13 protein-coding genes are annotated in these 13,221 nt (G+C 63.4%); 7 read left to right on the top strand and 6 right to left on the bottom strand.

The features are described from left to right. Positions 1-16: 16 nt before the first annotated feature. Positions 17-217 (bottom strand): sulfur carrier protein ThiS, encoded by a 201-nt coding sequence (thiS, locus tag HU760_RS02330; protein ID WP_003257817.1) that lies wholly within the window; start codon positions 215-217, stop codon positions 17-19. A gap of 104 nt (positions 218-321) precedes the next feature. Beyond that, positions 322-693, bottom strand: a complete 372-nt coding sequence (locus HU760_RS02325) for a DUF423 domain-containing protein (RefSeq protein ID WP_186672160.1) — start codon at positions 691-693, stop codon at positions 322-324. Positions 694-757: 64 nt separating this feature from the next. Between HU760_RS02325 and mtgA the strand changes: the two genes are divergently transcribed. Next, positions 758-1,468, top strand: coding sequence for a monofunctional biosynthetic peptidoglycan transglycosylase (mtgA, locus tag HU760_RS02320; RefSeq protein WP_186672158.1), 711 nt, complete (start codon positions 758-760; stop codon positions 1,466-1,468). An 84-nt stretch (positions 1,469-1,552) separates the two neighbouring features. Here the strand turns inward: mtgA and rpoH are convergent, their stop codons facing one another. From rpoH to ftsY, 4 genes are all read right to left on the bottom strand, one after another. Next, positions 1,553-2,407: an RNA polymerase sigma factor RpoH gene (gene rpoH / locus HU760_RS02315; RefSeq protein ID WP_170033417.1), complete on the bottom strand. Its 855-nt coding sequence runs from the start codon at positions 2,405-2,407 to the stop codon at positions 1,553-1,555. Positions 2,408-2,518: 111 nt separating this feature from the next. After that, entirely contained in the window at positions 2,519-3,544 is a 1,026-nt protein-coding gene (ftsX, locus tag HU760_RS02310; RefSeq protein WP_186672156.1) for a permease-like cell division protein FtsX, read from the bottom strand. Then, a complete protein-coding gene (gene ftsE / locus HU760_RS02305; protein ID WP_056794328.1) occupies positions 3,541-4,212 on the bottom strand; it encodes a cell division ATP-binding protein FtsE in 672 nt (223 codons plus the stop codon). The genes ftsX and ftsE overlap by 4 nt, the downstream gene beginning before the upstream one ends. A 2-nt stretch (positions 4,213-4,214) precedes the next feature. After that, positions 4,215-5,714: a signal recognition particle-docking protein FtsY gene (ftsY, locus tag HU760_RS02300; protein ID WP_186672154.1), complete on the bottom strand. Its 1,500-nt coding sequence runs from the start codon at positions 5,712-5,714 to the stop codon at positions 4,215-4,217. Positions 5,715-5,945: 231 nt separating this feature from the next. On the opposite strand from ftsY, the gene HU760_RS02295 reads away from it, so the two are divergent. The 6 genes from HU760_RS02295 (at position 5,946) to HU760_RS02270 (ending at position 13,199) form a co-directional block, all read left to right on the top strand. Then, entirely contained in the window at positions 5,946-7,301 is a 1,356-nt protein-coding gene (locus HU760_RS02295) for a M16 family metallopeptidase (RefSeq protein ID WP_186672152.1), read from the top strand. Beyond that, positions 7,294-8,784, top strand: a complete 1,491-nt coding sequence (locus tag HU760_RS02290; protein ID WP_186672150.1) for a M16 family metallopeptidase — start codon at positions 7,294-7,296, stop codon at positions 8,782-8,784. Before HU760_RS02295 ends, HU760_RS02290 begins: the two co-directional genes overlap by 8 nt. Further along, a complete protein-coding gene (rsmD, locus tag HU760_RS02285) occupies positions 8,784-9,386 on the top strand; it encodes a 16S rRNA (guanine(966)-N(2))-methyltransferase RsmD (RefSeq protein ID WP_186672148.1) in 603 nt (200 codons plus the stop codon). The genes HU760_RS02290 and rsmD overlap by 1 nt, the downstream gene beginning before the upstream one ends. A 92-nt stretch (positions 9,387-9,478) precedes the next feature. Then, on the top strand, positions 9,479-10,780 hold the full coding sequence (locus HU760_RS02280) for a M16 family metallopeptidase (RefSeq protein WP_186672142.1): 1,302 nt from the start codon (positions 9,479-9,481) through the stop codon (positions 10,778-10,780). After that, the gene (locus tag HU760_RS02275; protein WP_186672140.1) at positions 10,773-12,146 is read left to right on the top strand and encodes a M16 family metallopeptidase; all 1,374 of its coding nucleotides are present in this window, start codon (positions 10,773-10,775) and stop codon (positions 12,144-12,146) included. Before HU760_RS02280 ends, HU760_RS02275 begins: the two co-directional genes overlap by 8 nt. Positions 12,147-12,206: 60 nt before the next feature. Then, positions 12,207-13,199 carry a hydrolase gene (locus HU760_RS02270; RefSeq protein WP_186672138.1) on the top strand — a complete coding sequence of 331 codons (993 nt, stop codon included), beginning with the start codon at positions 12,207-12,209 and terminating at the stop codon, positions 13,197-13,199. Positions 13,200-13,221: the final 22 nt, after the last annotated feature.

The raw sequence follows: 13,221 nt of genomic DNA, 5'->3' as shown, positions 1-13,221 counted from the left end.
AACCGCCGGGCCGCGGTCAGCCGCCACCAATGGCGTGGACCACTTCGACCTGGTCGCCATCATTCAGCAGCGTACTGTCGTGCTGGCTACGCGGCACGATGTCCAGGTTCAGCTCGACCGCGACGCGGCGCCCGGTCAGCTCCAGGCGGGCCAGCAGGGCCGCGACGGATTCGCCAGCGGGCAATTCGTAAGGTTCACCGTTCAGTTGAATGCGCATGCGCACGGCCACCATTGTGCTTTGGGGGGCACGCATTCTAGCGCCGAACCACCCTGCAACCCAAGGGCGGCGCGCGCCATTAGTCGTGATTGTGGACCACCCGGTCAGCCCATCCGCCATGCCGCCAGGCCCAGGCACAACCAGCCGGCGAGGAAGCACAGCCCGCCAAGCGGGGTGATGATACCGAGCTTGCCCAGGCCGCTGAGGGTGAGCAGGTACAGGCTACCGGAGAACAGCACTATACCCAGGGCAAACAGCGCGCCCGCCCAGCCGACCAGGCGCCCGGGCAAGTGGGCCGAAAGCACCGCGACACCCAGGATCGCCAGGGCATGCACCAGCTGGTAGGTAACACCGGTCTGGAAGATTGCCAGGTAATCGGTAGTCAGCCGGCTTTTCAGGCCATGAGCGGCAAAAGCGCCCAGGGCGACACCGGTAAAGCCGAAAAAGGCGGCAAGCATCAGGAAGCTGCGAAGCATGGGACGACTCCTCGGATCGGGTCTGTATAATGGCCCCTTCCATCCGTACGGCCAAGCCATTGCCATGCTGTCAACCCTTCTTCGCCGCCTCTCCCGTGCCCTGCTCTGGTTCGCTGCCGGCAGCATCGTGCTGGTGCTGGTGTTCCGCTGGGTGCCACCACCCGGCACAGCGCTGATGGTCGAGCGCAAAGTGCAGTCCTGGGTGAATGGCGAGCCGATCGACCTGCAGCGTGACTGGGAGCCTTGGGAGAACATCTCCGACGAGCTCAAGGTCGCGGTCGTTGCTGGCGAAGACCAGAAGTTCGCCAGTCATTGGGGCTTCGACATTCCAGCCATCCAGGCAGCGCTGGCCTACAACGAGCGTGGCGGCAACATTCGTGGTGCCAGCACCCTGACCCAGCAAGTGGCCAAGAACCTGTTCCTGTGGTCCGGGCGCAGCTGGTTGCGCAAAGGGCTGGAGGCGTGGTTCACCGCACTGATCGAGCTGTTCTGGTCGAAGGAGCGGATTCTCGAGGTCTACCTGAACAGTGCCGAATGGGGCAAGGGTGTGTTCGGCGCCCAGGCGGCGGCACGTTACCACTTTGGCGTTGATGCCAGCCGGCTCAGCCGCCAGCAGGCGGCGCAGCTGGCGGCCGTGCTGCCAAGCCCGATCAAGTGGAGTGCCAGTCGGCCGAGCGCCTATGTGGCCAGCAGGGCCGGGTGGATTCGGCGGCAGATGAGCCAGCTGGGTGGGCCTAGCTACCTGATGCAGCTCGACTCTTCGCGCAGGTTTTAAGGTTAACGGGGCTGCTGCGCAGCCCCAAAAAAAAGCCGCTCACCCGATCAGGGCCAGCGGCTTTCTTTTGCAATCAAAGCCTGATCAGGCAGCGATCAACGCCTTGACCTTGTTCATTGCATTCTTCTCCAGCTGGCGAATCCGCTCAGCCGAAACGCTGTACTTGTCTGCCAGCTCATGCAAGGTAGCCTTCTCTTCCGCCAGCCAGCGCTGGTACAGAATGTCGCGGCTACGCTCGTCCAACCCTTGCAGCGCTTCGTGCAGGTTGCTGGTGGAGTTGTCGCTCCAGTCAGCGTCCTCCAGTTGCATCGCAGGGTCGTAACGGTGGTCTTCCAGGTAGTGCGCAGGCGACTGGAAGGCGCTGTCGTCGTCAGCTTCCGCTGCCGGGTCGAAGGCCATGTCCTGACCGCTCAGGCGGCTTTCCATCTCGCGCACCTCCCGCGGCTCCACGCCCAGGCTTTCCGCTACACGGTGCACTTCGTCGTTGCTCAGCCAGGCCAGACGCTTCTTCTGGCTGCGCAGGTTGAAGAACAGCTTGCGCTGGGCCTTGGTGGTAGCCACCTTGACGATGCGCCAGTTGCGCAGGATGAACTCGTGGATCTCCGCCTTGATCCAGTGCACGGCGAAAGACACCAGGCGCACACCCATTTCCGGGTTGAAGCGCTTGACGGCTTTCATCAGGCCGACGTTGCCTTCCTGGATCAGGTCAGCCTGGGCCAGCCCATAGCCAGCGTAGCTACGAGCGATGTGTACGACGAAACGCAGGTGGGCCATCACCATTTGGCGAGCGGCCTCGACATCCTGCTCATAATAGAGACGCTCGCCCAGATCACGCTCCTGCTCGACCGTCAGCAGCGGAATGCTGTTGACCGTGTGCACGTAGGCTTCCAGGTTTGCACCGGGCACCAGGGCATAGGCAGGTTGCAACGATGTGGTCATTCAAGAACCTCCGACTTACCAAACTCGCACCTTGTGGGCGCTGCCAACATTGACCTGGAACGACGGTACAAGTTCCATAGTGAAGAATTTGTCAATGCTGGCACTTAAAAACTATCGCGGCGCCAGCTCGTTCAGGTGGCGGGCGACTGCAATCCATGCACCGATATACCCCAACAGCACCGCTCCGATCAAGAGCGACAGACCATCGGACGCCGGCACTCCGCCCAGGGCGAAGTCACTGCCGTACAGGCCGGAAAGGCCTACCACCGCCTCGTTCAGCCAGTTCAGGCCAAACGCCAGGATACCCCACGCCAACAGGCCTGCGCCCAGGCCATACAGGGCGCCCATGTACAGGAAAGGCCGGCGCACATAGGCGTCGGTGCCCCCGACCAGCTTGATCACTTCGATCTCGGTGCGGCGGTTTTCAATGTGTAGCCGAATTGTGTTACCGATTACTAACAGCAAGGCAGAAATCAGCATCACAGCCAGGCCGAAGACGAAACGGTCACCCAGCTTGAGGATGGCCGCCAGGCGCTCGACCCACAGCAGGTCGAGCTGCGCCACCTCTACCCGCGGCAGTTCGGACAGGCGCTGACGCAAGGCTTCCAGCGCCGGTTTGTCGACCTCGGTCGGGGTCACCACCACCACGCCAGGCAACGGGTTGTCGGGCAGCTCACGCAGGGCTTCGCCAAGGCCGGACTGCTGCTGGAACTCGTCCAGCGCCTGTTCGCGGCTTACATACAGCGCGTCGGCCACACCGGGCATGCCCTTGATCTCGTCGCGCAGCGCCTCGCCTTCGCGGCTGCCGGCATCGAGCTTGAGGTACAGCGAAATCTGCGCGGCGCGCTGCCACGAGCCGCCAAGCTTTTCGACGTTCTTCAGCAGCAACGACAAGCCCATGGGCATGCTCAGCGCCACCGCCATCACCAGGCAGGTGAAGAAGCTGCCAATCGGCTGCTTGCCCAGACGGCGCAGGCTGTCGGCCAGGCTGGCACGGTGGCTTTCCAGCCAGGCATGCAGCAGCGTGCGGAAATCCGGGCCGTCGTCGTCTTCACCGCGTTTTTTCTTCGCCGGTTGCGGGTCGGCCGGTTTCGGCGCAACCCGCTCGGAAACTTTCGGTGTGCGTGTAGTGGTCATTGCCCGGCCTCCCCATCGCCGATCAAGCGGCCGCGCTGCAAGGTCAGCATGCGGTGGCGCATGCGCGCAATCAGTGCCAGGTCGTGGCTGGCGATCAATACCGTGGTGCCCAGGCGGTTGATGTCCTCGAACACGCCCATGATCTCCGCCGCCAGGCGCGGGTCGAGGTTACCGGTGGGCTCGTCGGCCAGCAGCAGGGCTGGCTGATGCACGATGGCGCGGGCAATACCCACCCGCTGTTGCTGCCCGGTGGACAGGTCGGCCGGGAATAGCTCGCCCTTGTCGGCCAGCGACACGCGCTCCAGGGCCGAATCCACGCGTTTGGCGACCTCGGCCTTGGACAGGCCGAGAATCTGCAGTGGCAAGGCGATGTTGTTGAACACCGTGCGGTCGAACAACAGCTGATGGTTCTGGAACACCACGCCAATCTGCCGGCGCAGGAACGGGATCTGTGCGTTGCTGATCTGGCCCAGGTCCTGCCCGGCCAGCATCAGCTTGCCGCTGGTCGGGCGTTCCATGGCCAGCAGCAGACGCAGCAAGGTGCTTTTGCCAGCCCCCGAATGGCCGGTGACGAACAGGAATTCGCCCCGGCGCGCCCGGAAACTCAGCTCATGCAACCCCACATGACCATTGGGATAACGCTTGGCAACCTGTTCGAATCTGATCATGGTCAGTCTCGCTCGGCGAACAGAGCCTTGACGAACGGCTCGGCTTCGAAGGTACGCAGGTCGTCGATGCCTTCACCGACACCGATGAAACGGATCGGCAGCTTGAACTGCTTGGCCAGGGCGAAGATCACCCCACCCTTGGCGGTGCCGTCCAGCTTGGTCAGGGCCAGGCCGGTCAGTTCGACGCTCTGGTTGAAGTACTTGGCCTGGCTGATGGCGTTCTGGCCGGTACCGGCATCCAGCACCAGCAGCACCTCGTGCGGCGCTTCGGCGTCGAGCTTGCCGATAACCCGACGTACCTTCTTCAGTTCTTCCATCAGGTTGTCTTTGGTATGCAGGCGACCGGCAGTGTCGGCGATCAGCACATCGACGCCACGGGCCTTGGCGGCCTGCACGGCGTCGAAGATCACCGACGCCGAGTCGGCCCCGGTGTGCTGGGCGATCACCGGGATCTGGTTGCGCTCGCCCCACACCTGCAGTTGCTCGACCGCCGCGGCACGGAAGGTGTCACCAGCGGCCAACATCACTTTCTTGCCTTCGAGCTGCAGCTTCTTCGCCAGCTTGCCGATCGTGGTGGTCTTGCCGGCGCCGTTCACGCCAACTACCAGAATCACATAGGGCTTGTTCTGCGCCTGTACCACCAGCGGCTGTTCGACTGGGCGCAGCAACGCAGCCAGCTCTTCCTGCAGCGATTTGTACAGGGCATCGGCATCGGCCAGCTGCTTGCGGGCGACCTTCTGGGTCAGGTTCTGGACGATGGTCGAGGTCGCCTCCACGCCGACGTCGGCGGTCAGCAGGCGGGTCTCGATCTCGTCGAGCAGGTCGTCATCGATGACCTTCTTGCCCAGGAACAGGCTGGCCATGCCCTCGCCGATGCTGGCGCTGGTCTTCGACAGGCCCTGCTTGAGGCGTGCGAAGAAGCCGGGCTTGGCCTGCTCGGCCGGTGCAGGTGCAGATTCGACCGGTGCTGCGGCCGCAACAGGCTCTGGCGCGGAACGTTCCGGGATGGCAGGCGGAGCCTTCGGTTCCAGGTCCGGTACCAGAGCCACAGGTTCTTCGGCAACCGGCAGTACCAGGTTGCTGACCGGCGCGGCAGGTTCCACTGCCGTGGCAGGCTCGATCGGAGCCGCCTGCAACGGCACGGACGCGACCGGCTGCGGCGCTGGTGCCACCAGCGGCTGGGAAGCGAGCGGCTCTGGCTCAGGGGCCTGCAATGGCTGGGAAGCAAGCGGTTCAGGTATCGGCGCCTGGGCTACTTCGGCGACCGGCTGCGGCTCAACCAGCACTGGGGCTGCAGGGGCCTGAACGGGCTCTGCGGCTCGCGGCGTTTCGGCGGCAGGGACCTCGACCGGAGCGGCAGCAGGCTGCTCGACGGCGTGGGTTTCATTCGCGGGCGAGCCCGCTCCCACAGGTTGCTGCGGCTTCTTGCGAAACCAGCTGAACAGGCCTTTCTTCTCACCAGCCTCGGCCGGTGCTTTTTTGTCGTCGTTGGAACCAAACATGGAAGACGGCTATCTCAGGGTAGCGATGGGCCAGCTACGGCGCATCGGGAATTCTCTCTACGCAGAACAGACTATCTTGAAGCCGGCTGGTTCATGCGCAACGTTTTGTGTTGATGGCCTGGGGGCCAGAACGGCGACAGGCATGGTCGCCAGGCAACCGGATCAGTATCCTAGCACCTCCTGGCCCGCCGACGCTAAACCCAGCGGGCCGCCGAACAGGTTAAACACCGTATGAATGCTCTAGCCCGCCGCGCCGCAGGCCTGTTGCTCGGCACGCTGTGCCTGCCGCTCGCGGCCTTGGCCGCCGATGTGCAACCCACCCACGAGTTCATCCTCGACAACGGCCTGAAAGTGGTCGTGCGCGAAGACCATCGCGCCCCGGTGGCCGTCTCGCAGATCTGGTACAAGGTTGGCTCCAGCTACGAAACCCCGGGCCAGACCGGCTTGTCCCACGCCCTGGAACACATGATGTTCAAAGGTAGCGCCAAGGTCGGCCCTGGTGAGGCATCGCGCATCCTGCGGGATATCGGTGCCGAAGAGAACGCCTTCACCAGCGATGACTACACCGCCTATTACCAGGTGCTGGCCCGCGACCGCCTGCCGGTGGCCCTGGAGCTGGAGGCCGACCGCCTGGCCAGCCTGCACCTGCCCGCCGACGAGTTCAGCCGCGAAATCGAGGTAATCAAGGAAGAGCGCCGCCTGCGCACCGACGACCAGCCCAACGCCAAGGCGTTCGAACTGTTCCGCGCCATGGCCTACCCGGCCAGCGGCTACCACACGCCGACCATCGGCTGGATGGCCGACCTCGAGCGAATGAAGGTCGAGGAACTGCGCCACTGGTATGAATCCTGGTATGCCCCCAACAACGCTACCCTGGTCGTCGTGGGCGATGTCACCGTCGACGAAGTCAAGGGTCTGGCGCAGAAGTACTTCGGCAGTATTCCCAGGCGTACCGTGCCCTCGGCCAAGTTGCCACTGGAACTGGCCGAACCCGGCCAGCGCCAGCTGACCCTGCACGTACGCACCCAGTTGCCCAGCCTGATCTATGGCTTCAACGTCCCCGGCCTGGCAACTGCCAAGGACCCGCGCACGGTGCACGCCCTGCGCCTCATCTCGGCGCTGCTCGACGGCGGCTACAGCGCGCGCATGCCGGCACGCCTGGAGCGTGGCCAGGAGCTGGTGGCCGGTGCTTCGTCCAGCTACAACGCCTTCACCCGTGGCGACAGCCTGTTCCTGATCTCGGCCACACCGAACGTACAGAAGCACAAGTCCCTGGCGGACGTGGAAAAGGGCATCTGGCAGCTGCTGGATGAACTCAAGACCTCCCCGCCCAGCACCGAGGAACTCGAGCGCGTGCGCGCCCAGGTCATTGCCGGATTGGTCTACGACCGTGATTCCATCAGCAGCCAGGCCACCACGATCGGCCAGCTGGAAACCGTTGGCCTGTCCTGGAAGCTGATCGACAGCGAACTGGACGAACTCGAGCGCGTCACCCCGCAGGACATCCAGAACGCCGCGCGCACCTACTTCACCCGCGAACGCCTGAGCGTTGCCCATGTACTGCCCGAGGAGTCCGCTCATGAGTGACCGCCGCGTCTCGCGCCCAACCCTGCTGGCCACCGGCATCCGTGTCCTGGCGTTGGCGGCCGTGCTGGCTGGCCCGGCCATGGCCGACGATCTCGCCAAGGTAGAAAGCAACGCCGCACGCCCGGCCAACACCCTGCAGTCGCTGGCCGAGCTGGATGGCAAGGCACCCAGCCGGCGCCAGCTGAACATCCAGCACTGGAATACCGCTGAAGGCGCGCGGGTGCTGTTCGTCGAAGCCCGCGAACTGCCCATGTTCGACCTGCGTGTCACCTTCGCCGCCGGTAGCAGTCAGGATGGCGGCGTGCCAGGCCTGGCCGCCCTGACCAACGCCATGCTCAACGAAGGCGTGGCCGGCAAGGACGTGACCGCCATTGCCGAAGGCTTTGAAAGCCTGGGCGCAGACTTTGGCAACGGTTCCTACCGCGACATGGCCGTGGCCTCGCTGCGCAGCCTCAGCGCCAAGGACAAGCGTGAACCAGCGTTGAAGCTGTTTACCGAGGTAGCCGGAAAACCGACCTTCCCGGAAGATGCCCTCAAGCGCATCAAGAACCAGATGCTGGCCGGGTTCGAATACGACAAACAGAACCCCGGCAAGATCGCTGGCAAGGCGCTGTTCGCCAATCTTTACGGCGAGCATCCCTATGCCCACCCAAGCGACGGCACTCCCGAAGGCATCAAAGGTATAAGCCTGGCACAATTGCGTGCCTTCCATGCCAAGGCCTACACCGGCGGCAATGCAGTCATCGCCCTGGTCGGCGACCTCAGTCGCGCCGAAGCCGAAAGCATCGCTGCCCAAGTGTCCGCAGGCCTGCCCAAGGGCCCGGCACTGCCGGCACCGGCCCAGCCCGCTGAAACGTATGCAACCCTCAACCACATTGATTTTCCGACTGCGCAAACCCACCTGATGCTGGCCGCACTCGGTATCGACCGCCAGGACCCCGACTGGCCAGCGCTGTCGCTGGGCAACCAGATACTCGGTGGCGGTGCCTTCGGCACCCGGCTGATGAGTGAGGTGCGTGAAAAACGCGGCCTGACCTACGGGGTTTACTCGGCGTTCAGCCCGATGCAGGTCCGCGGCCCGTTCATGATCAACCTGCAAACCCGTGCCGAGCTCAGCGAAGCTACGCTCAAGCTGGTGCAAGGCATACTCGCCGATTACCTCAAGACCGGCCCCACCCAGCAGGAGCTGGACGACGCCAAGCGCGAGCTGGCCGGCAGCTTCCCGCTGTCCAATGCCAGCAATGCCAGCATCGTCGGCCAACTGGGCGCCATCGGCTTCTACAATCTGCCGCTGACCTGGCTGGAGGACTTCATGCAGCAGTCCCAGGCACTCACCGTCGAACAGGTCAGGGCGGCCATGAACAAACACCTGTCAGCGGATAAACTGGTGATGGTCACCGTCGGCCCGAAAGTGCCACAAAAGCCGCTGCCAGCACCTACCGACAAACCCTCCGAGCAAGCGCTCGGGGTACCGGAGCACTAATGCCAAGATCCACCCCCACCGCCCGCCCGCAACCGGGCCAGAGCAAGGGCCAGGGCCACCTGCGCATCATCGCCGGCGAGTGGCGCAGCCGCCGCCTGGCGGTCCCGGACGGCGAAGGTCTGCGGCCAACGCCCGACCGCGTGCGCGAAACCCTGTTCAACTGGCTGGCCCCCTATATCGAAGGCGCCCGCGTGCTGGACGCCTTCAGCGGCAGCGGCGCCCTGGTGCTCGAAGCCTTGTCCCGCGGGGCCGAGGACGCGGTGGCGCTGGACAGCAACCCGGCCGCCATCGCCAACCTGAAGAACAACCTCGAAATCCTGCGCTGCCCACGCGGGCAAATCCTGCAAACCGATGCCCTGCGCTACCTGCAAGGCCCGGCCAAGCAGCAGTTCGACGTGGTGTTCCTTGACCCGCCGTTCCATCAGGACCTGCTGGCCGACACCTGCAACCTGCTGGAGCAGAACCAGTGGTTGCATGAAAAGGCCTGGGTCTACACCGAAAGCGAAACCGCGCCGTCGACCTTGCAATTGCCTGGCAACTGGCGCCTGCACCGCGAGAAGAAAACCGGCCAGGTGTACTACGCACTCTGGCAGCGGGGCTGACCGGGTAGCGTGGGTTGGCGTATTTAGTTACCGCCAACCCAACCCTGCCATCACTGAAGCTGCTCCTTCGTTCTTGCAGGAGCACTTCAACGATGACCGATCGCCCCTCCCCGGCCACGCCAACCAGCGCGGTGCAATCCCTGATCCTCGACAACGGCTTGCGCGTCTACCTGCGCGAAGACCACCGCGCCCCGCTGGTCAGCGTGCAGCTTTGGTATCACGTCGGGTCCAGTTACGAACCGCAGGGCCACACCGGCCTGTCCCACGCACTGGAACACCTGCTTTTTGAAGGCAGCAGCAAGCTGGCGCCAGGCGAATATTCGACGCTCATGACCCGCCTGGGTGGCAATCCAAACGCCTTCACGTTCTCGGATGCCACCGTCTTCCCGCTCACATTGCCGGCCAACCGCGTGGAAATTGCCCTGGAGGCCATGGCCGATGTCATGGCCAGCGCCACCCTCAGCGATATGCCGTTTGCCAGGGAACTGGCGGTAGTCATGGCCGAGCGGCGTGAAAATGTCGACAACAACCCGCTGGCGGTTGCGCTGGAGCATCACCACTTGCTGACCTATGGCGATTCCGGCTATGGCACGCCTGTGATTGGCCACAAACTCGATCTTGAGCATATGACGCTGGCAGCGGCCCAGACCTGGTACCGGACCTGGTACCACCCCAATAACGCCACACTCGCAGTAGCCGGCGACCTCACCCTGACACAGCTAGAAACACTCGTTACCAGGCATTTTGCCGAAATACCGGCCCATCGCCTCCCCACACGCCAGGTGCCAACGGGGCTCACCAACCCGGCCAAACGCCAGCAGACACTACGTCTGCCGGGTCTGTACACAGGCACGGCCCTCGGTTTCAACGTGCCCAGCCAATGCACCGCCAGGTCGGCCAGCCAAGGCTATGCATTGCGATTACTGCCCGAGATTCTTGCCAATGGCCATGCCAGCAGGCTGCAGCGACTGCTAGTGCTGGACGAGTCGCTCCTGCAAGGCATGCGGGCGGCTTATGAGCCTTGGCAACGCGGCGACAGCATGCTGGCCTTTTATGCGTTCTGCAGCCCGCACATCACGCCAGAGGCCGCAGCCGAGCGCCTGATGCTCGAAATCGAAGCTTTTCGCCAGGCGGCGCCCACCAAACAAGACCTTGAACGGGCCAAGGCACGCCTGCTGGCCAGGCAACTGTTCGAAAGAGATGACATCAACAAACAGGCGCACGCCATCGGCAAACAGGCAGCCTGCGGGCTGGACCCGGTTGCCCTGGATGACGAACAACAAGCCATAGAGGCAGTAACCGCCGAACAAGTGGCTCAGGTAGCCTACGAATATCTGAGCGAGCCCCGAGCAGCCATGACCTTCATGTACGCCAGGGAGAGCGCTCATGCCTGACACTACTTCGACCTCGCCACAATCGAACCTGGCCAGCAGCATCGGTAGCAACTTGTTGTCCATCCAAGGGCTAGACCTGGACCAGTTCGCTACTTTGCACACGTCAGTCCAGGGCTGGACCACGAAGGCTGGCACAGGCGTCAAGTTCATCGAAGCCCGCGGGTTGCCAATCGTCGACGTGGTACTGCGCTTCAAGGCTGGCACCACCCAGGACACTGACCAATCCGGCCTGGCAGCCCTGACGCTCTACATGCTTGACGAGGGCAGCCAGCGGCATACAGCTGCCCAACATGCGGAGCACCTGGAACACCTGGGCGCGATCACGAAGAAGGAGATAGGACTGGAGCACGCCACGCTCAGTCTGCGCAGCCTTGGCAATAAGGCAAGGCTCGATGCTGCCCTGGAGCTGTTCATCGACCTGGCGGCCCACCCCGCATTCCCGCCGCCTGCACTGGACAAGATAAAACCGCAGTTGCAACGGCTGAACGCATCGCAAGAACGGCAGCCTGAGGTGAGGGCGCGCAGTGAAGCCTTCCGTCATTTGTTCAATGGCCACCCTTATGGCAATTATCTGGGAAGCACTCATCAGGGAATCGCGGCGGTAACGGTCCAGGACCTGCGCAGGTTCCATCAACGGGCCTATGCTGCCAGCAACCTTGAAATGGTCATGGTGGGAGACCTTTCCCTGAGCGAAGCCCAAGCTATAGCTCAACGGATCAGCCAGGCCCTGCCCCAAGGCTGGACAGCCGCTGAACTGCCTCCTGTACCGGTGGCAACCAGCGCAACGATCAATATCGAGCAGCCCGGGGCCAGTACTGCAATCTTGCTTGCGCTGCCCATGGATGTGCCTGCAAACGACCCTGAGTTTCCACGCCTGACATTGGCCAGCGAGGTACTTGCAGGAGGCTTCGAGTCGCGTTTGATGACGGAGCTGCGCCAACGTCGCGGCCTTACCTATTCGGTCCGCAGCACGGTAAAGCCATTGAATGCAGGAGGTGTGTTCGTCGTTGAATGGGAGATCGCGCCCCAATACGCTCAAGCTTCCCAGACCCTGGTGGAAACCTTGCTGCGCGAGTTCATCGACAGCGGGCCAACCCAGGCGCAATTGCAGCTCGCCCGCAAGCAACTGGCCGGTGACTTGCTGCGTGCCGTTGCGCAAAACCAGAGCCTGGCATCTTTGCTTACCGAAGTTACCCATCAACGCCAGCCCGACGATCATCTGAACACCTACGTCGAGCGCATCAGTGCAATCACCCCGGCAGATGTGCGCTCGGTCATGCAACGTCGGCTGCATCTCGAGCAAAAGGTGCTGGTCAGTGTCGGCCCTGACGTCGAGCAGCAGCCGCTGCCGCCTACCGACCAATAGCGCAGGTACAGTGGCGCTGTTTCATGGCACTCTAGGCAGGCACATCACGAGTCGCCCAGCATGCCCAATTCCAGTGCCACATTCCGCCCGGCCATCGGCTTGTCCAACCCTCACCTGCAAACCCTGTGGGGGCCACTGTGGCGCAAGCTGCCCGACCTGCCACGCAGCCGCGAGCGACTGTGGCTGGCCGATGGTGACTTCATCGACCTGGACTGGCATGGCCCGCATCAACCCCATGCCCCCCTGGTAGTGGTGCTGCACGGTTTGACCGGTTCATCCCACTCGCCTTACGTCAAAGGCTTGCAGCAAGCGCTGCAAGGCCACGGCTGGGCCAGCGTGGCGGTGAACTGGCGCGGCTGCTCGGGCGAACCCAACCTGTTGCCGCGCAGCTACCATTCCGGTGCCAGCGAAGACCTGGCAGAAATCGTCAGCCACCTGCGCGCCCAGCGCCCGTTGGCACCGCTGTACGCGGTGGGCTATTCGCTGGGGGGAAACGTGCTGCTCAAGTATCTGGGCGAAAGCGGCGTCGCCAGCCAGCTGGAAGCCGCCGTGGCGGTGTCGGTGCCGTTTCGTCTGGACCATTGCGCTGACCGTATCGGCCAGGGTTTCTCGAAGGTGTACCAGGCGCATTTCATGCGCGAGATGCAGGCGTACGTGCAACTCAAGCAGCGGCACTTTCACGACAATGGCCAGCATGAGCGGCTAGCGACACTGCAACGGCTGGGGCCACTGGGCAATCTGCGCACCTTCTGGGACTTCGATGGCAAGGTCACCGCCCCGCTGAACGGCTTTCGCGACGCGCACGACTACTATCGCCGCTCATCGAGCCATTTCTTCCTGGGCAGCAACCGCACGCCGACACTCATCATCCATTCCAGCGATGATCCATTCGTTTCAGGCCACAGCCTGCCCACGGCACGTGAACTGGCGCCACAGACCCGTTTCGAACTGCACAGCCGGGGTGGCCATGTGGGGTTTGTCGACGGCAGCCTGCGCAACCCGGGGTATTACCTGGAGCGGCGGATTCCGCAGTGGTTGTTGCAAGGCCAGTAAGCAGTACCGGCCTCATCGCTGG

The organism is Pseudomonas oryzicola (genome assembly GCF_014269185.2).
Classification (GTDB): Bacteria; Pseudomonadota; Gammaproteobacteria; order Pseudomonadales; family Pseudomonadaceae; genus Aquipseudomonas; species Aquipseudomonas oryzicola.
Note: the sequence above shows the minus strand (reverse complement) of the source record. Positions and strands in the feature narration are given on the sequence as shown.

Excerpts from the sequence above, each read along its gene's own strand:
- HU760_RS02325 (WP_186672160.1), bottom strand. The coding sequence starts at position 693 with ATGCTTCGCAGCTTCCTGATGCTTGCCGCCTTTTTCGGCTTTACCGGT.
- ftsX (WP_186672156.1), bottom strand. The coding sequence starts at position 3,544 with ATGACCACTACACGCACACCGAAAGTTTCCGAGCGGGTTGCGCCGAAA.
- rpoH (WP_170033417.1), bottom strand. The coding sequence starts at position 2,407 with ATGACCACATCGTTGCAACCTGCCTATGCCCTGGTGCCCGGTGCAAAC.
- mtgA (WP_186672158.1), top strand. The coding sequence starts at position 758 with ATGCTGTCAACCCTTCTTCGCCGCCTCTCCCGTGCCCTGCTCTGGTTC.
- HU760_RS02295 (WP_186672152.1), top strand. The coding sequence starts at position 5,946 with ATGAATGCTCTAGCCCGCCGCGCCGCAGGCCTGTTGCTCGGCACGCTG.
- rsmD (WP_186672148.1), top strand. The coding sequence starts at position 8,784 with ATGCCAAGATCCACCCCCACCGCCCGCCCGCAACCGGGCCAGAGCAAG.
- HU760_RS02290 (WP_186672150.1), top strand. The coding sequence starts at position 7,294 with ATGAGTGACCGCCGCGTCTCGCGCCCAACCCTGCTGGCCACCGGCATC.
- ftsE (WP_056794328.1), bottom strand. The coding sequence starts at position 4,212 with ATGATCAGATTCGAACAGGTTGCCAAGCGTTATCCCAATGGTCATGTG.
- HU760_RS02280 (WP_186672142.1), top strand. The coding sequence starts at position 9,479 with ATGACCGATCGCCCCTCCCCGGCCACGCCAACCAGCGCGGTGCAATCC.
- HU760_RS02275 (WP_186672140.1), top strand. The coding sequence starts at position 10,773 with ATGCCTGACACTACTTCGACCTCGCCACAATCGAACCTGGCCAGCAGC.
- ftsY (WP_186672154.1), bottom strand. The coding sequence starts at position 5,714 with ATGTTTGGTTCCAACGACGACAAAAAAGCACCGGCCGAGGCTGGTGAG.
- HU760_RS02270 (WP_186672138.1), top strand. The coding sequence starts at position 12,207 with ATGCCCAATTCCAGTGCCACATTCCGCCCGGCCATCGGCTTGTCCAAC.
- thiS (WP_003257817.1), bottom strand. The coding sequence starts at position 217 with ATGCGCATTCAACTGAACGGTGAACCTTACGAATTGCCCGCTGGCGAA.